The organism is Sorangiineae bacterium MSr11954, from assembly GCA_037157815.1.
GTDB lineage: Bacteria > Myxococcota_A > Polyangia > Polyangiales > Polyangiaceae > Pendulispora > Pendulispora albinea.
Genome location: CP089984.1, coordinates 10,516,820 through 10,532,755, shown reverse-complemented (window position 1 = coordinate 10,532,755; position 15,936 = coordinate 10,516,820). Strand labels below are relative to the sequence as shown.

Annotated in this window: 15 protein-coding genes; 10 read left to right on the top strand and 5 right to left on the bottom strand. The window is 65.5% G+C overall.

The window, feature by feature from the left end; genetic code table 11:
• The first annotated feature begins 94 nt into the window (after nucleotides 1-94).
• Entirely contained in the window at nucleotides 95-472 is a 378-nt protein-coding gene (locus tag LZC94_41195) for a PilZ domain-containing protein (protein WXB14232.1), read from the top strand.
• Nucleotides 473-529: 57 nt separating this feature from the next.
• On the opposite strand, the gene LZC94_41190 is transcribed toward LZC94_41195, so the two are convergent.
• Together LZC94_41190 and LZC94_41185 are read right to left on the bottom strand one after the other, a co-directional pair.
• Nucleotides 530-1,804 carry a deoxyhypusine synthase family protein gene (locus LZC94_41190; GenBank protein ID WXB14231.1) on the bottom strand — a complete coding sequence of 425 codons (1,275 nt, stop codon included), beginning with the start codon at nucleotides 1,802-1,804 and terminating at the stop codon, nucleotides 530-532.
• Nucleotides 1,805-1,945: 141 nt separating this feature from the next.
• A complete protein-coding gene (locus LZC94_41185) occupies nucleotides 1,946-2,857 on the bottom strand; it encodes a tetratricopeptide repeat protein (GenBank protein WXB14230.1) in 912 nt (303 codons plus the stop codon).
• A 389-nt stretch (nucleotides 2,858-3,246) separates the two neighbouring features.
• On the opposite strand from LZC94_41185, the gene LZC94_41180 reads away from it, so the two are divergent.
• The 6 genes from LZC94_41180 to LZC94_41155 all read left to right on the top strand — a co-directional run bounded on the left by LZC94_41180 (nucleotide 3,247) and on the right by LZC94_41155 (nucleotide 7,818).
• Complete coding sequence (locus tag LZC94_41180) at nucleotides 3,247-3,450, top strand: hypothetical protein (GenBank protein ID WXB14229.1); 204 nt, start codon at nucleotides 3,247-3,249, stop codon at nucleotides 3,448-3,450.
• A 1-nt stretch (nucleotide 3,451) separates the two neighbouring features.
• Nucleotides 3,452-3,658, top strand: coding sequence for a hypothetical protein (locus LZC94_41175; protein ID WXB14228.1), 207 nt, complete (start codon nucleotides 3,452-3,454; stop codon nucleotides 3,656-3,658).
• Between the two features lie 58 nt (nucleotides 3,659-3,716).
• Nucleotides 3,717-4,322, top strand: a complete 606-nt coding sequence (locus tag LZC94_41170) for a hypothetical protein (GenBank protein WXB14227.1) — start codon at nucleotides 3,717-3,719, stop codon at nucleotides 4,320-4,322.
• The gene (locus LZC94_41165) at nucleotides 4,319-5,032 is read left to right on the top strand and encodes a hypothetical protein (GenBank protein WXB14226.1); all 714 of its coding nucleotides are present in this window, start codon (nucleotides 4,319-4,321) and stop codon (nucleotides 5,030-5,032) included. The genes LZC94_41170 and LZC94_41165 overlap by 4 nt, the downstream gene beginning before the upstream one ends.
• Nucleotides 5,010-5,747, top strand: coding sequence for a hypothetical protein (locus LZC94_41160; GenBank protein WXB14225.1), 738 nt, complete (start codon nucleotides 5,010-5,012; stop codon nucleotides 5,745-5,747). The genes LZC94_41165 and LZC94_41160 overlap by 23 nt, the downstream gene beginning before the upstream one ends.
• Before the next feature lie 94 nt (nucleotides 5,748-5,841).
• On the top strand, nucleotides 5,842-7,818 hold the full coding sequence (locus LZC94_41155) for a serine/threonine protein kinase (GenBank protein ID WXB14224.1): 1,977 nt from the start codon (nucleotides 5,842-5,844) through the stop codon (nucleotides 7,816-7,818).
• Between the two features lie 32 nt (nucleotides 7,819-7,850).
• Here the strand turns inward: LZC94_41155 and LZC94_41150 are convergent, their stop codons facing one another.
• On the bottom strand, nucleotides 7,851-8,804 hold the full coding sequence (locus LZC94_41150; protein ID WXB20314.1) for an HDIG domain-containing protein: 954 nt from the start codon (nucleotides 8,802-8,804) through the stop codon (nucleotides 7,851-7,853).
• Nucleotides 8,805-9,061: 257 nt separating this feature from the next.
• On the opposite strand from LZC94_41150, the gene LZC94_41145 reads away from it, so the two are divergent.
• From LZC94_41145 to LZC94_41135, 3 genes are all read left to right on the top strand, one after another.
• Nucleotides 9,062-9,670 (top strand): hypothetical protein, encoded by a 609-nt coding sequence (locus tag LZC94_41145; protein ID WXB14223.1) that lies wholly within the window; start codon nucleotides 9,062-9,064, stop codon nucleotides 9,668-9,670.
• Nucleotides 9,671-9,797: 127 nt separating this feature from the next.
• The gene (locus LZC94_41140; GenBank protein ID WXB14222.1) at nucleotides 9,798-10,430 is read left to right on the top strand and encodes a hypothetical protein; all 633 of its coding nucleotides are present in this window, start codon (nucleotides 9,798-9,800) and stop codon (nucleotides 10,428-10,430) included.
• 243 nt (nucleotides 10,431-10,673) lie between these two features.
• Nucleotides 10,674-11,225, top strand: a complete 552-nt coding sequence (locus tag LZC94_41135; GenBank protein ID WXB14221.1) for a hypothetical protein — start codon at nucleotides 10,674-10,676, stop codon at nucleotides 11,223-11,225.
• Nucleotides 11,226-11,311: 86 nt separating this feature from the next.
• Here the strand turns inward: LZC94_41135 and LZC94_41130 are convergent, their stop codons facing one another.
• Nucleotides 11,312-12,952 (bottom strand): long-chain fatty acid--CoA ligase, encoded by a 1,641-nt coding sequence (locus LZC94_41130; protein WXB20313.1) that lies wholly within the window; start codon nucleotides 12,950-12,952, stop codon nucleotides 11,312-11,314.
• A 67-nt stretch (nucleotides 12,953-13,019) separates the two neighbouring features.
• Nucleotides 13,020-15,827 (bottom strand): tetratricopeptide repeat protein, encoded by a 2,808-nt coding sequence (locus tag LZC94_41125; GenBank protein WXB14220.1) that lies wholly within the window; start codon nucleotides 15,825-15,827, stop codon nucleotides 13,020-13,022.
• Nucleotides 15,828-15,936: the final 109 nt, after the last annotated feature.

Below are 15,936 nucleotides of genomic sequence, written 5' to 3'. Positions count from 1 at the left end.
CCCAGAACGAGCACCTCGAAGCGACGAGACGCCACAGGGAGCCACAAGGAGCCGAAAGAAAAGACAGAAGAAGGTGCTACCGTTGGAAGAGCCAATGGGGCAAGGACCGGCAGAGCGCCCTTTCCGGGTTCACGAGCGCAAGCCTGTGCGCTTCGTCGTGGGAATGTCGCACGCCGGCGGATGGCAAGGCGAGGCCCGCGTTCACGACATTGGCCTCGGCGGCGCCGGCCTCGAAATGTCCGGCCGCGCCAGCGCGCCACCCTCCCCCCTCCTTCGAGAAAACGACCGGGTCGCCCTCTCCTTCATCGCCCCCACCCTCTGGGACCCGCTAGAAATCCCCGCCCGCATCGTCTGGGTCCGCCCTTCCCCGCCCTCGCCGGCCCTCCGCTTCGGCGTAGCCTTCGAAGCCACAGACTCCGCCAAAATCTTCGCCCTCTTCGAGCTCGTGAGCACCTTCGTCTTCGACCGCTAACGCCGTCACGCTCCCCCCAGGGTTGGGGTGGGCCGGTTGGGGTGCGGAGCCGCGGGCCTATCGCTTCTTTTTGCTCTTCGCCTTCGCCTTGACCTTGGCCTTCTTCACGGGCCGATCTGCAACATTTTCCTTTGGCAGTGGAAAATTCAGTGTAGGAAGCAATTTCTTCCGTCGCTTCTCCACCTCGGCCTGAAGCCCGAGAACGGCCTTCTCGCGCGCATCGTAGAGGCGGCGGTGGCGGCGGTGGATGCGCGGATCGGAGAGCAGCGCATAGGTGAGCCACGGAAAGACGGCGGTCACGTCGGCGTGCACGTACACGGAGCCCGAGGCCACGCTCTCGGCGGAGACCTTGCCCCAGGTGTGCCCCTCGCCCGCGGGGCACGAGCTGAGCGCCCCGTTGTCGACGGGATCGACGCAGAACTGCACGTCGATGTCGAAGCCGTGGGTGGGCACCGACAGGATTTGATCGAGCAGCGGCTCGCCCTGGAGCGTGTAGTTCTTTGGAACGCCGCCGCCGAGGATCCAGATGGCCATCGGCTTGCCGAGGGTCGAGAAACAGTGACGCTGGATGGCGCCCATTTCGAACACATCGTCGTTCACGTCGATTTCGAGCTTGAAGGCCGGCCCGAGGAGCCTCTTCAACTTGACGATGTTGAGGAAAATGGATCCGTCCTGCACCGCGCCCACGAAGATCGGTACCCCATAGCGGTACGCCGTTGAGAGCAGCGACGGGCTGGTGACGCCGAGGGCGTCTTCGATGCGCGCGATGTTCTTGCCGAGCAGGTAGTGCAGCTCGGTGGTGGTCATCTTCTTCTGGAACTCCGGCTTCTGCAGGATGGCCGAGAAGAGCTTGTCGGTCTCGAGGAGCGTCTCCTCCCAGAAGCCCAGATCGTAAATACGGATGATGCGCGCAAGCCGGTATTGCAGGTCGCCTGCGTTGGGCTCGATCTCGCGAATGCGGTGCCCGATGATGCGGTGAGCGTCATGATACAAATTGGCTCCGGTGGTCGTGATGCAGTCCACCAGCCCGCGATCGAGCAGAGGAATCAGGCACGACTGATGGAGCCCCGCCGGGGTCATCGCGCCCGACAAGGTCAAGAAGGTGCAACAGTCCTCGGCGATGCTCCGGCGCATCAACTCGAACGCCGTTCGTTCCTGGCGGCCCACATAGGCCGGGAACATATGGGTCACGATGTCGACGGGACGTTCCTTGCCCGTGATGCCCACGGGGTGCACGGTGCGCGCGGCCTCGAAGGCTTTGCGGGGGGAAACCTTCGCCGGCGCGGAGCTTGCTGCCTGCCGGGAGGTGGAACGGGATGTTGCTTTCGGCATCGGTTTCGGCATCGGACGATGCCGAGCATATCGACCCGACTCACCCCCTACGTCAAGCGTGCCGTCCGCCACGTATTCGACACATCCTCCTCACCTGGCGCTCACGTCTGCGGGCTAGGGCGCCAGGCGCGCCAGGCGTTCTCAGTTGAGGGTCGTGTGCTCCTTTTTCAGCGCCGCCACCCGCGCCCGGATCTGGGGCGCATCTTCGGCGTGCGGCGCCAGCTCCAAGAAGCGCTCCAGATCGGCCAGCGCTTGCTCGCGCGCCCCCAGGCGGGCCGAGAGAAGACCGCGTTCACGCAGCGGCTCGGTGGCGTTGGGGGTCAAACACAAGATGCGATCGATGGACAACATCGCGCGCGCCATGTCCCCGCGCGAAAGGTACACGGCGCGCAAGTTGACCAGCATGCGATGGAGGATGGCGCGGGGGGTGGCGGCGGCCAAGGTGTCAGGGGTCATCGGGCTGTCGCCCATGGTCTTGGCGTGCAGTGCGGACAGATCGCGCGGGCCGAGCACCCGGCAGCCAAAAAATGGGTCGACGAACACAGGTTCCAGGTCGATATCTTCGGAAAGATCGGCAAGGTCCGCCAGGTGCGCCGCTTGCACGTCGGCAGCCCCGTAGGTGGTGTGCGCTGCGGCGGCGCGCATCGACGGGGGGTCGATGCGCACCAAAAAGTGTCCCGGGAAGCTCACCCCGCGCGCGAACACGCCGACCCGCTTGGCGACTTCGCAATAGATCACCGACAAGGAGATGGGGATGCCCAAACGACGCTGGAGAACATCGGAAATAAGGCTATTGCGCGCATCGTAGTAGTCGCGCTCATTTCCGTTGAAGCCGCACGTCACGTGCAGGTGGCTGCGCAGGTGCTCGGCCTGCGCCAGCGGGCTTGCATGCTCGAGGCCAAGCCCCTGCAGCGGCCGCGCCAACTCATCGAAGGCCCCCAAGGTTCGCTCGATATCCAGGTCGGGATAGACGTCGCGCGCGATGAGAACCGCGCCGAGGCCTAGGTCGATTTCGTCGTCGGGGCGGGAGGCGAATTGTTCGAAGGATGCCATTTGAATATTTTCCGGTGTCGCTTCGTCGCGGTAGGTCGATGGGCGGATGTCATCTTAGCGCCGTCGCGGGCGTCGCGCCGGAGCGGATCGACTAACTCGGCTACTGGTACGTCTCGCGCCCGAATTAAGTCGCTTACAGAGGCGAAGACGATTCCTTTGCGCGGTCGAGCAAGCGGCGAGGGAAGAGATGGAACGTTAGAGGCGTAAGAACGCGAGAGCATTGAGAACACGAAGTATCATTCGAAACGAACTTGACTTGCTCGATTGTACTCGTCTATGCCCTTGAGCGCGTAGCTTAAGCTAATTCACTGCACCGTGCACTTTTGGGGGGTCGGGGGTCGGGTTTGCGTCCCCCGCTGGAAACAAACGCTCTTTCGAGGTGAAATCGCATGAAAAAAGGCATCGCTCTGGTCCTGGCCGTGGCAGCTCTCAGCAGTGCGGCAGGATGTTCGTATGGTGGCGTCAGCGCTGCTGGAGATAAGGTCGTTGTTGCACGTAATGACGGATTCCTCTTCGGCATTCTCCGCAAGGCGTATGTCTGCAAGGTCTCCGATGCGGGCCTCACCTCCTGCCAGACCAACGAGAATCCGTGACATGAAGCGGATGCTCGTCGTCGCCCTAACGCTCATCGGCGCCGCTAGCACGATGGGTTGTGGTTATTCCGGTGTCTCGCTCGCGGGAACCGACAAGGTCGTCGTCGCGCGCAACGACTATTTCCTCTTTGGAGCTCTCCGTAAGGCCTACGTCTGCAAGGTGACCGACGCCGGCCTCACGTCGTGTGCAGACTCCGAGTCGCCCTGAAATTTTCGTCTGTACGGATGAATGTTGATGGTAAAGAGGTCGGCTGAAGCTGGCCTCTTTGCTTTTTGTCGGCCACCTCCGGCCATCTTTCCACGGTTTTTTCGAGGTTCTTTCGACGTTCAGGAATGCCAGGATGCGGATTGTTTTCCCAAGGATCGCTCGAGCCGCTGCGCTGGCGTTCCGTCCGAACGTACCGATCGCGTTGATCACGCTGATCACGATTGGCGTCACGTTTGGCTGTTCGAAGCCAAAGCCCGATGTTCAGTATCGCGAACCGGTTTCGGTCCGACTCTCCGTCGGTTCAGGACGTCCGCAGCTCGAAATGGCCCTCGCGCTCACCCCTGGCCACGGTGAGCCTCCGCCCACCGCCATCGCTGACGCGCTTTTTCGTATTGCCTCCGAATGTCCCGAAATCGATTCGCTGGCAAAGAGCGAAGGGTTCGTGCGGCTTCGGCTGAAAGTGCACGCGGGGGCCCTGCATCTCGCGCCCCCGTCGCCCTCGGACCCGGCGGTCGATCCCCTCGCGACGTGTGCGGGCAAGGCCATCGAGAACGCGGCATTTTCGGCGAAGGGCAACCCCTCCGGTGATTCGGATTTCGATGCCATGGCGGAGATTCGCGCCGCCGTGGCATCCAACGAGACGACCAAAGGAAACAAGGAATGACTCGGCGTACGCTCTCCTTCCGATTCCGATTCCTCGCGCCCACTGCATTGGCTGCAAGCCTCGTCGTCGCTACAGGTGTCGCATCGGCGCAATCCACGCCGGCTGCACCTGCGGCGCAGTCCACGCCGGCTGCACCTGCACCTGCACCTGCAGCGCAGAGCGGTGCACAACCCGCGCCAGCGCAGGCGGGAGCCGGCGATCCGGCGCAAGCGACACCCACGAATGAGAAAGACGCGAAGAGCGAGAGCGCGTCCTCGACGCCTGGGGTCAAGGAGCGCGGCGAGAGCCTCGACTCGTTGGGCGCCCATGCCGTGACGTGGGACGCGAACCTCGAGGGCGGCTTCGGACGCGCTTTTGGGGACATTCACGCCCGCACCGTGTCGTTTGGGCGGCTGCGCGGGGGCATCCTTTGGGTGCACGGGCAGTGGTTCACATCGGTCGGCGCGTTTTACGATCTTTCGAACTTCACCCCCGGAACGTTTGGGATCCAAGTCGAGCAGATGCACCTGACCAGCGGCTTCTGGATCCAGGCGGGCGGTGGGATCGATGTGGAGCCCCGCGCAATGGGGATGCTATCGGTGGGGTGGAGCGTGATCGGTGTCGAAGCCCAGTATCGAAGTTACGGTGACGCGGGAATCGGCCCCGCCGTCTTTGGCAAACTGCGGATCCCGATCGGCGTCATCGGGTTTGCGCTCGCAAATCGGAAATAGGCGGGCGCTCGCCGGGCGAGCACGTCTCGCGGGGCGCGCACGTTTCTGGACGGCGTACGCCGCGGGCGGCGCCTTTGGGCTCGCGGCATGGCTGGCTCCGGCGCCGGCGGCTGCGCAGCTGCACTGGGATCTCGGGGTGCAAGCCGGCGGCGTTGCGCGCACCTACCCCGGTGGGGCAGGGGGAGGCGGCTTTGGGCCGGTGGTGGGGCTTCAGGGCCATGTCGCCCTTCTTCCTCTGATCCGGATCGGCGCATATGTTGCGCACGACGTCACGCCCGCGAGCCTCGATGGCGAGGACGCAGCGATGCGTCATACGACGGCGGCGGGGCTGCGCATCAAGGTGGGCTCGCCCTGGCCCCGCGGTGCATGGCACGCCTGGGCGTTTTTGGGGGCGGGCTACGCGCGCGTGTACGGTCCGAGCTACCATCGCGAGCTCATCATTACCGATGGGGCGCGGCGCGATGCCTTGGTGGGTGGCGCGGGGGGCGGACACGTGGAAATTCCGCTTGGGTTCGGCGTGGGGTACCGCTTTTGGAAGCCCTGGGAGCTCACGCTCGAGGTGGGTTCACGCTTTGGGTTCGGCTTCAACGGCAGCCTTTACAAAGACCCCGGGCGCGCGGCAACGCTTGCAGGCGGCGGCGATCGGCTCGTGCCGCCCGTAGGAAATGACACCGTGTCCCCGTTTGCCGTGCTGGGGGTGAGCCTCGACGAATAAGCTGTGATAATCGTTCTCCCCGGGCTTTATGTCGTCGAGCGAAACCACAGATTCCCCGAGTGAGGACGACGTCGTCCCCGGCAGGGATTCTCCCATGAACGGCGCCGCAGACGAACCGTACTCGGTTCGCAACGAGAGCCCTCGTGCGGGCCCCGCCGAATCCCTGCTCGGCACGGTGATCAGTGGCCGCTACAGGATCGAGCGGCTCCTCGGCGAGGGCGGCATGGGGGCGGTCTACCAGGCCGAGCACACCCACATGCGCAAACGGCTAGCAGTGAAGGTGCTGCACGCCGAAATGAGCCGCCTGCCCGAGGTCGTCGCCCGCTTCGAGCGCGAAGCCATGGCGGCCGCGCACATCGACCACCCCAATGTGGCGACCGCGACCGATTTCGGAAAGCTGGAGGACGGCTCGTTCTTCCTCGTCCTCGAGTACGTCGAGGGCAAGAGCCTGCGCGACGCCATCGCCCTCGGGCCGCTGGCCGTCGGCCGGGTCATGCGCATCCTGCGGCAGATCGCGGCGGCGCTCCAGCGCGCGCACGCGCTCGGCATCGTGCACCGCGATCTCAAGCCCGAGAACGTGATGCTCATCGATCGCGACGGCGAGCCGGATTTCGTGAAGGTGCTGGACTTCGGCATCGCCAAGGTGCCGGTGGCCGAGCTCTCGCGCGACGAGGAGAACAAATCGGGCCCCGCGGGGCAAGCGCTGACCCAGCTCGGCATGGTGTACGGGACCCCCGAGTACATGGCGCCGGAGCAAGCGCTCGGCCAAAACGTCACCCCCAGCGCCGATATCTACGCCCTGGGCGTGATGACCTACGAGATGCTCGCCGGCGAGCGCCCGTTCGATCACGAGAGCAAGGTCACCTTGCTGGGCATGCACGTGACGGCCCCCGTCCCGCCGTTCGCGCAGAAGGCACCCGGGGTGGTGATCCCGCGCGACGTCGAGGGCGTGGTCTTTCACATGCTCGAGAAAGAGGCGGCCCAGCGCTACAAGGACGCCAAAGATCTCCTCGATGCGCTCGACGCGATCTGGAGCGCGTCCTACGGCGCCATCCCCAGCGCGAACCCGGGGAGCACGGCGGCGCATCGGGCCTCGCTGGTCAACGCGCGCGAAGCCCTCGGCTCGCACCCGGACGCGGCGCCGCCACCTCCTTATATTGCGAGCCCCCTCAACGAGGCGGTGCCGACGGGGCTCCAACGGCGCGTACTCCCGGCTGCGCTGCGCGAAAATCCGCGGGTGCTCCTGTTCGCGGGGCTCGGGGCCATGGTGCTCATCGGCGCCATTTTCTTGATCGCGATGCTCTCGGGCTCCCACGAGAAGCCGGGCGAGGCGAACGCCGCCGACGCCGCATCGAGCGAGCCCGCGGCCGCCGAGCCCGCAGGTTCGCGCGATCCGGGGCTCGACGCGCAAGTGGCCGCCGCGATGGATCTCGTCGACAAGGGCGACGCGATGATGGCCATCGAGAAGCTCACCGCGCTCGAAAAGGAGCACCCGGAGCGCGCGGACATCCACCGCGTGCTTCAAAAAGCGTACACGGCCACGCGCAACCACCGCGACGCCATGCGCGAGGCAGAGCTCTGGCTCGACGCGGACATCACGGCCATCGACGATCTCAAGTTCGACGAAGACGTCCGCAACGCCGCCGTCGGACGCGACCGGGACGTGGCCGATCATGCGTTCGCGCTGCTCGAGAAGAAGATGAAGAGCGCGGGGCCGGACATCCTCTACGACATCGCCTACGGCCCGTCCTCCCCGCAACTCCGCGCCTCCGCCGATCGCGCAAAGTCATCGCTCACGAAGCCCTCCGTGCGCGCGCTGGCGAGCGCCTCGCTCGCCGTGACCCTCGAGCTCCGCAGCGCCACCGGCTGCGATCGAAAGCGCGTCCTGCTCCCGCGCGCCGGCTCCGTGGGTGACGCGCGCACCGCGGCCCTCTTGCGCACGTACAACGGCACCTACGGGTGCGGCTTCCTCGGCGTCAAATCGTGCGCCGCCTACCCGTGCCTCGTCCGCGACGGCGCGCTCGGGCGCACCATCGCCGAGATCGAAGCCCGCGGCCAGGCGCAGCCGTAGCAGCTGCGCGCTGCGCGACAGCTGCGTGAGAGCTACGCGATGCCGAAGCGTTCTTTGTTGAGGCGGACGAACTCCACGTAGACCTCACAGACCTCGTGCGACGGAATTTCGCCGGAGGCGATGGCTTCCTCCAGGCCGCGCTTGATCTCGCCGATGAGGCGCGACGGCTTGAGCGCGAATGCGACCATGATGGCGTCGCCCACGCCGGAGGGGAGCGGCGGCACCTTGGCGTCTTCTTCGGCCAGGGTGCGGATGCGCGCGGCGAGCTCGGCGATCTGCGAGAGCCCGCGGCGCTTCTTTTCCGGGCGCTTGGTGGTGATGTCGGCTTGGGCCAGGCAAATGAGATCGTCGAGGTGGGCGCCGAGCTCGCGCGCAAAGCGGCGCACGGCGCTGTCGGTCCACGAGGACTCGTACTGGTTGGCGCGCAGGTGATGCAGAATGAGAAAGCGCACCGTCTCCTTGAGCGCGGGCTCCGGCGAGAAGAGCTGCACGCGGCGATCGAGGCGATCGAACATGCGCGTCCCCACCTCGGCGTGGCCGAAGAAGTGGACCTTGCCGTCGGGGGTGATGGAGCGCGTCTTCACCTTGCCGATGTCGTGAAACAGCGAAGCCCAGCGCACCTCGAGGCGCGGCACCGCCTGGCGCACCACCTGCTTGGTGTGCTTCCACACGTCCTTGTGCCGCCACTCGCCGTCGCCGAAGCCGACCATGGCCTCGACCTCCGGAAAGAGCGCGGCCAGCGCCCCGTTCTCGAGGAGCACGTCGAGCCCCAGCTCGGGATCCTGCCCCATGACCACCCGATCGAGCAGACCGCGCACCTTGACGCTATCGAGCTTGATCGCCGCCTCGAAGTCGCTCGCCGTGGCCGGGACGATATGCCTCGTCTGGCTCGACTCGGCGGCGAAGGCGGCGAGGCTGAGGGCGTCCATCGCGCGATCGGCGCTGGGCGGCAGTTGCTGCAGTTCCTGTGGGGTGGCTATCGGCATGGTCACGTTCGACGAGTCCGCGTTGGATGAAGTTCGTTGGGGAATGGTGGGTGTGGATCGAAATCCGCGGATCGATGCGGAATGCACCGCCCGTGCGCGGCGGGGCGCACGCTTTTATCAGAGTCCCGGGCGCCGGGCCATGCGTTGCGAAATAGTCGTGCCATGGCAAACTGGCCTCGTCGACCGAGCTTTTCCGCACGTCGATGCCGCTGGCCGACCGAGATGACCAGGACGACCGGGGAGGGGTTGGAGGATCTATGAAGTTTGGCTACATCTTGCGCTTGGGGACGCTGTCCGCCGTTGCGGGGTTCGCGATGGCAAGCGGTTGCGGTGGAGCGAACTCGAGCGACTTTTTCTCCGCTCCTGCCGGGCCTGGGGACACCGGAGGGCTCCCGGGCGCGGACGGCGGCCGTGGGGACGCGAGCCAAGGCCGCGATCCCCGTGTGGACAGCGGGACACCGCCCGAGCCGGATGCGGGCTCGAACCTGGGCATCCGCTGCGAGGACGGCAACGCCCCGCCCAAGACGTTCTGCGATCCCGACACCACGTCGTGCTGCATCGCCACGCCCACCCTTCTGGGGGTGAAGAGCTACACCTGCACCACAGAGCCGGGCGAATGCGTTTCGAACAGCAACACCACGAAATTGCGCGTCGATTGCGATGGTGACAGCGATTGTCCGGACGGTCGCCGCTGCTGCGGGCATCCAAGTGAGAAGAACCAGAACCAGTTCGATCGGATCACGTGCGACAAAGTCGACGTTTGCGAGAGGGGGAAGCTTCACCTCTGCAATACGAGCGCCGATTGCGCGACCGGAGGATGCACGGGCACCGATCCGGTCAACTCGGCCTACCATTTCTGCCGTTGACTGCCGTTGACTCGTACGTTCGTGATTCGCCGGCCGAAGGGCCCCTCGAGGCCGTAGGCCGCAGCGCACGCAGCTTCGGACGATGGGCTGCAGCCTTCCATCCGAACCACGCGTGGGGAGAACACGCATGCGAACCAGGAGTCTTCGTTTTGTTTGGATGGGCCTCGGCCTGACCGTGAGCTTTGCCGCCTGCAGCGGGGCCAATGATTCGGATTTCTTCGCGGGGCCGGTCGACGATCGGTCCATCGCGCCGGGCGGCGATGGCTTCGACGCGGGCAAGCTCGATGCGGGCCGCAAAGACGCGGGCGGGCAGCCGCCCCGCGACGACGCCGGCCCGGTCGACGCGTCCAGACCGCCGATCGGGATCCTCTGCGGGGACATCGAGCATCAGCCCACGTACTGCGCCCGCGAGAAGGAGTACTGCTGCGTGGCCTCGCTGGTCACCACGCCCGTGCGCACGTGCGCGGTCCGCGGCGGTTTGGATCTTTGCACCGGCATCAAGGTGGGCTGCGACGGCGCCAATGACTGCAAGCGAGGCGAAGTCTGCTGCGGCACATACAGCATCGATCGCGCGCGCTACACGTCCATCGAGTGCACGCCGCGCAAGGAGTGTGCGATCACCGAGGACTCGTCGGTGGACAACGTCTACGCGGTGTTCTGCGATCCAAACGCCGAAGAAGACGAGTGCGCTTCTTCGCGCGAGACGTGCATACCCAGTAGCAGCATCAAAGGGTACTCCGTTTGCGGAAGACGCGAATGACGTGAGAAGCGAGAAAAACGCACGAACGAGAGCAGCACGCCAAACATGGCACCCCGCGCGCGAGCGACCACCCGGCGACGAAACGGAAACGAGAAAGCGAGAAAGCGAGAAAGCGAGAAATGAAAGAGGGGCGGGGAATGAATCGCGCTGGTCGCGCGCGCGCCACGGGGAGCGTAAGGCACGCGGGCTGCAATCGAAGAGTGCGTGCTGCAGTTGGAGGCGCGTGAACCCCGATGGCTCGTCATGTTTTTCTTGTTGGGAACGGTCTGTTTGGCGTGCGCGCCACGTGGCGGAGCGCCACGCGACGCCGAGGCACCCGTCGCGAAAGCCTCCGCACCTTCGGCGAAGGCGCCCGAGGCCACGAAAGCACGCGACGCGGCCCGCTCGGATCGGAGGCGCGACCCCGCTGCCGTGTGGCTCGCCGCCCGCGATGACGGTGCGTCCGGCGAGCGCCCGACCGTAGCCCTCATGCTGCGCGCGGCGGCCGACGGTGTTGCGCGCAAGACACACGCGCTCGAACGGCTCGCCGACCGCACCCGGGGCGCGAGCCAAGCCACCGTGTACAAGGCCTTGCAGGCCCTCGAAAAGGAGCGCGCCATCTTCTCCGACCTCTCCGAGCGGGTCGACACCGTCGACGAGCGCGAGTGGGAGAGCTTCAAGCGAGAAGCCTGGCGCGCCCTCGACGCCGTCGCCGATCCCGACGATGACGTCGATGCGGACGCGCACGCCGAAGCTCCGCCCGCCGCAGCGCAACGCGAGAAGCCAACGGGCTCGACCACCGCCGCCAAACACTGACCGAGCCGCGCCGCAGCACGCCGCGGCGGAGTTGCAATGCGCATGAACGCACGCCGGTCGAGGCGCGAGGACGCGTGAACGTGCGCTTACGGAGGAGCCGTCAGCCGCTCTTCCTGCTTCTCCAGGATGGACCCGAAGTCGTCCCGCAGCTTCGTCTTGAGGAACTTCCCGGTCGACGTTCGCGGAATTTGCGGCAGCACCACATAGGCGTCCGGCAGCCAATACTTGGGAAAGGTCGCCGCCAGGTGCGTGGCCAGCTCGTCCTCCGACGCGCGCATCCCCTCACGAAACACCACGGCCGCGACGGGACGCTCGCTCCACTTCGGGTGCGTCGCCGCGAACACGGCGGCTTCCAGCACCGCAGGGTGCGCCATCAGCGCGCTCTCCAGCGCCACGCTGCTGATCCATTCACCGCCCGACTTGATGACGTCCTTCGAGCGATCGCAGATCCGCACATAGCCTTCCGGGCAGATGGTCACCACATCGCCGGTCTTGAACCATCCGTCGTTGGTGAAGCGATCGGCCCCTTCGTCGCCGAAATAGGTCGACGCGACCCAAGGCCCGCGCACCTCGAGCTCGCCCATGCTGGCGTTGTCCCACGGCAGAACGGCGCCGTCGTCGCTCACGTGCCGCTGCTCCACGAACACCACGGGGTAGCCCTGCGACGACCGATAGGCGAGGTGCCTCTGCTCCGAAATGGTCCCCATTCCGGCTTTGACCCGGGCCAAGGTTCCGAGGGGGTTCATCTCGGTCATTCCCCACGCGTGGATCACCTCGATGCCGTGCCTCTTGGCGAAGCCGTCGATCATCGCCGGCGGCGCCGCCGCTCCGCCCACGATCATGCGGCGCAGCGAAGATAGATCCCAGCGGCCTCGCTCGCGATCCAGCCGATCCAGAATGCCGATCCAGATCGTCGGGACCCCACCGGCGAACGTCACCCGCTCGCGCTCGATCAAATCGAGGATCGACTCCGGATCCAAATGGGGACCGGGGAAGACCAATTTGGCCCCCGTCGCCGCCGCCTCGTACGGTAGCCCCCACGCGGCCGCGTGGAACATCGGCACCACCGGCAACACCACGTCGTCCTCGCCGATGCCCAGGTTGTCCCGCATGCACGCCACGAGCGCGTGCAGCACGGTGGAGCGATGGCTGTAGAGTACACCTTTTGCTTTCCCCGTGGTGCCCGAGGTGTAACAGAGCATCGCCGCCGTGTTCTCGTCGAGCTTTGGAAATGTGAAGCCCGAGGGATCGGAGTTGGCGATGAGCGACTCGTAGTGGCCTAGGCCCTCCTCCTTGCCGTCGAGCACGAAGACGTGCTCGAGGGAGGGGACGTCGGCCCTGAACTTCGCATAGAGCGGGAGGAGCGACTTGTCGACCAGGAGAACGCGGTCCTTCGCGTGATTGGCGATGTACCCAATCTCGGATGGTGCGAGCCGCAAATTTAACGTGTGCAGTACCGCCCCCATGGCCGGCACTGCCAAATACGCCTCGAGGTGTTCTCCGTGGTTCCAGCAGAGCGTCGCCACGCGATCACCTGGCCCCACGCCGAGCTTCGCCAGCGCGGCCGCGAGGCGCACGCCTCGCGTGTAGATGTCTTTGTACGTGCGCCGCTCGAGCGAACGATCCCCGCGGCGGCTCACGACTTGTACGCCCGGGAAAAAGGTTCGCACACGCTCGAGGAGGTGCGTCACCGTCAAAGGGAAATCCATCATGCGACCGGTCAACATGGTCATGACCTCCTCTAATTACGATACCGCTACCGCCTCGCCTTCGAGCAGAGGAAAAGGGCTCTTCCTAAGGAATCTTCACGGCTTTTGCGTCGGCATTGTCGGGGTCGAGTCTTTGTGCCTCCGTTAGATGCTTACGCGCTTCCGGGACGTTCTTGAGCGCCACGTATTCGATCGCGAGAAGCGCATGCGCCGTCGCCTTTTCCTTGGCCGGAGGCGAGCTGGCGAGCGCACTTTCCAGCTCGAAAATCGCTTTGTTCCGATCGCCTGAATTGGAGAGTGCGCGGGCGTACGCAATGTGGGTAAGGGGGTGCTCGACGTCGATGAAGATAGCCGATTCGCCGACCGCACGGGCTTCGTCCCACCGCTTCGCCGCGACCAGGCGTTCGAGAAGCATGCGCCAAATTTTGCGATCGTGCTGTTCGAGCGGTGCCAATTGGCGCAAAATCTCCAGCTCATCGGCCTCGCGCTTCTCTTCGTGCGCGAGATCGAACAGCCCCTTCAGCGGCTCCGACTGGCTCGGATCGTAGTGAAAGGCGCTCTCCAGTGCGTTTCGATAAGCGGCCTTGTCCTTCTTTGCCTCTGCGATATCGGCGAGCGCCATTTGCACATAGAACCCATCGCCACCGGCGCGCTGAACGGCTTGAAGATGCGCTAAGGCAACCTCGGGTTCTTTCTTGGCGAGCTTGGCGAAGAGATAGTGCGCTTTCTTGTGATCCTTATCGAGCTTGAGCGCGCTCTCGAGCTCCTGCTTGGCCTCATCCACTTTGCGTGCGTGCGTGTACGCCAGCGCGAGCTCTGTGTGGGCGGAGGCGTCTTGCGGAGCCTTGGCGACGGCCGCCTTGGCGTCTTCGAGCGGCTTGGGATGATCGTCGAAGAGGAACTGGGTTTTGTAGCGCACCATGCGCCCGAGCGACCACTCGCGGAAGCTTCGATCGTACTCCGCGGCGGAGACGCCGAACGCGCGTTGAATGACGTCGGCCGTGCGGGCGCCCTCGCCCCAGAGTTTGAGCGCGCGCACCACGCTCGCCATGCCGAAGCGCTCCACCGTGAAGACGAGCATCTGGCTCGCGGCGTAGTACGCCACCGTCACGTCGGATGCGCCCTCGGCGTGGGTGAATGCGCGGTTCATGTCGACGGCGCCCGGGAGCGAGCCGCGTTGAATGGCCAGATAGAGCTCGGGATCGAGCTCGCGCTTCCACTCGGGCCTTCGCGCGATGGTCTCGTACTCGCTCAACCCTTCGGTGAACCACCGGGGGACGTGGTTCTTCGAGAGCTGGATGGCAAAGACGTGCCCCAGCTCGTGCCACACCACCGTACCCCAGTTGAATGGCTCGCTGCGCGGGCTCATGGCCGCCACCACCCGGCCGAAACAAACGCCCTGGATGCCGATGTTGGGCAGTCCGCTGGTGCGCACGCTGAACTGTTCGCGCGTGCCATAGAGCTCGACCCCCACGGGGTTGGTGGGCACGAACCCGTAGCGCGCCTTCATGGATCCCCACGCTTCGCCGAGCAACCGCGGCACGTAGCGCTCGAGGACGGGGCGCTCTTCTTTGGAATACCGAATCTTGAAAATGCCGAGCTGCGTGTTGTCGTACGTATTGGGGATCGTCTGCTCGTACAAATTGAGCGTATTGAAGACGCGGACGTTGTAACGGTCCTTGGCCCATGCCTTTTTCAGCGCATCGAGCCCGCCCGTTTCATCGCCGCTGCGCAGGAGGGTGAGGCCGAGCTGGGCCCAAGCTTTCTCGTCCTGGGGATCGATCTTCGTCGCCTCCTTCATCATGGTGACGATGTCGTCGTAGCGATGCTCCCACTCGGCGTAGTCGCCCACGATGGCGTAGAGGCGCGAGAACTCCTTGTTGCGCGCGAACGCCTCGCGCTTGGCCGCCTCGTAGCCGGTGCGGTCGTCGCCGAGGAATTTGGCCGCCGCCCGCAGGCTCCAGAGCTCCAGATCGTTGGGGTTGATCTGCATGCCAGCCGCGATGGCCGACTCCGCGCCCACCAGGTCCATGTCGTGCAAGGCCAGCCCTGCGCGCACGGCGTAGGCGCCCACGTGCTTGGGATGGACGGCCAGGGCATCTTTGACGAGCTGCTCGGCGCTCTCGAAGTCGAGGGTTTGTTCGAGCTTGACCCGGGCCATGGCCACCAGGGCGTCGGCGCGCTTGGGGCTGATGGCCAGCGCCTCTTTGACGACTTGCTCGGCGTCGCCCGGATTGTATTTGTCGAGAAAGACCTCGGCGCGCCAGAGCAAGGTGGTGACATTCTTCTTGTCGACCCGCTCGCTCTCGTTGAAGGCGTTGTTGGCGTCCTTGGGGCTGCGCAGCAAATAGGCCGCACGCGCCACGCTCGCCAGGCCCTCGGCGTCGCGATCGCCGATGGTATTGTCGTTGTACTCCTGAATGATGGCCATGAGCGGCTCGTCGGCATCGCTCCTCCGCCCGCTCGCGATCAGGTATTCACCGAGGAGCAGCTTCCCGCGTCGCGCGCCCGCGCCCTTTTCGGTCTTGAGGGGCTGCAGCAATTTGATGGCGTCCGCCACCTTGCCCGTCGCAAAGAGGACCTCCGCGCGCACCGAGGTCGCGAGCGCGCGCTGCGCCGCGTTCTGGGCCGCCTGTTGCGCATACCTCTCGGCATCGCCGAACCGTCCTTGCTCGAGCATGATGCGCGCGAGCGCGATCTGCGCGGCCGGTTGATCGGCGCCGCGAATGGCCAAAAGCTCCTTCTCCGCCCGCGGATAATCCGTCGCCGTCGCGGCTTGAAGCGCCGCCGCCAACGTCCCCGGCGCCGCCGCCGGCACATGGCTCGTCGCCGCCGGCGCGACCGGCCGTCCCGGCGGCCCCGAACGCGGCTGAGCACCTGCATACGTGCCCATCGAAATCGCAACCGTCGACGCAACCAGCAAAGAGATGGACCTGGAACGCATGTCTTCGTCGTATCACGAACTCGAGCGCTTCCCCCCGGGGGAGCCCGCGAGGAGCCCG

Excerpts from the sequence above, each read along its gene's own strand:
- LZC94_41135 (WXB14221.1), top strand. The coding sequence starts at position 10,674 with ATGTTTTTCTTGTTGGGAACGGTCTGTTTGGCGTGCGCGCCACGTGGC.
- LZC94_41165 (WXB14226.1), top strand. The coding sequence starts at position 4,319 with ATGACTCGGCGTACGCTCTCCTTCCGATTCCGATTCCTCGCGCCCACT.
- LZC94_41180 (WXB14229.1), top strand. The coding sequence starts at position 3,247 with ATGAAAAAAGGCATCGCTCTGGTCCTGGCCGTGGCAGCTCTCAGCAGT.
- LZC94_41155 (WXB14224.1), top strand. The coding sequence starts at position 5,842 with ATGAACGGCGCCGCAGACGAACCGTACTCGGTTCGCAACGAGAGCCCT.
- LZC94_41195 (WXB14232.1), top strand. The coding sequence starts at position 95 with ATGGGGCAAGGACCGGCAGAGCGCCCTTTCCGGGTTCACGAGCGCAAG.
- LZC94_41125 (WXB14220.1), bottom strand. The coding sequence starts at position 15,827 with ATGGGCACGTATGCAGGTGCTCAGCCGCGTTCGGGGCCGCCGGGACGG.
- LZC94_41190 (WXB14231.1), bottom strand. The coding sequence starts at position 1,804 with ATGCCGAAAGCAACATCCCGTTCCACCTCCCGGCAGGCAGCAAGCTCC.
- LZC94_41140 (WXB14222.1), top strand. The coding sequence starts at position 9,798 with ATGCGAACCAGGAGTCTTCGTTTTGTTTGGATGGGCCTCGGCCTGACC.
- LZC94_41145 (WXB14223.1), top strand. The coding sequence starts at position 9,062 with ATGAAGTTTGGCTACATCTTGCGCTTGGGGACGCTGTCCGCCGTTGCG.
- LZC94_41185 (WXB14230.1), bottom strand. The coding sequence starts at position 2,857 with ATGGCATCCTTCGAACAATTCGCCTCCCGCCCCGACGACGAAATCGAC.
- LZC94_41150 (WXB20314.1), bottom strand. The coding sequence starts at position 8,804 with ATGCCGATAGCCACCCCACAGGAACTGCAGCAACTGCCGCCCAGCGCC.
- LZC94_41130 (WXB20313.1), bottom strand. The coding sequence starts at position 12,952 with ATGTTGACCGGTCGCATGATGGATTTCCCTTTGACGGTGACGCACCTC.
- LZC94_41175 (WXB14228.1), top strand. The coding sequence starts at position 3,452 with ATGAAGCGGATGCTCGTCGTCGCCCTAACGCTCATCGGCGCCGCTAGC.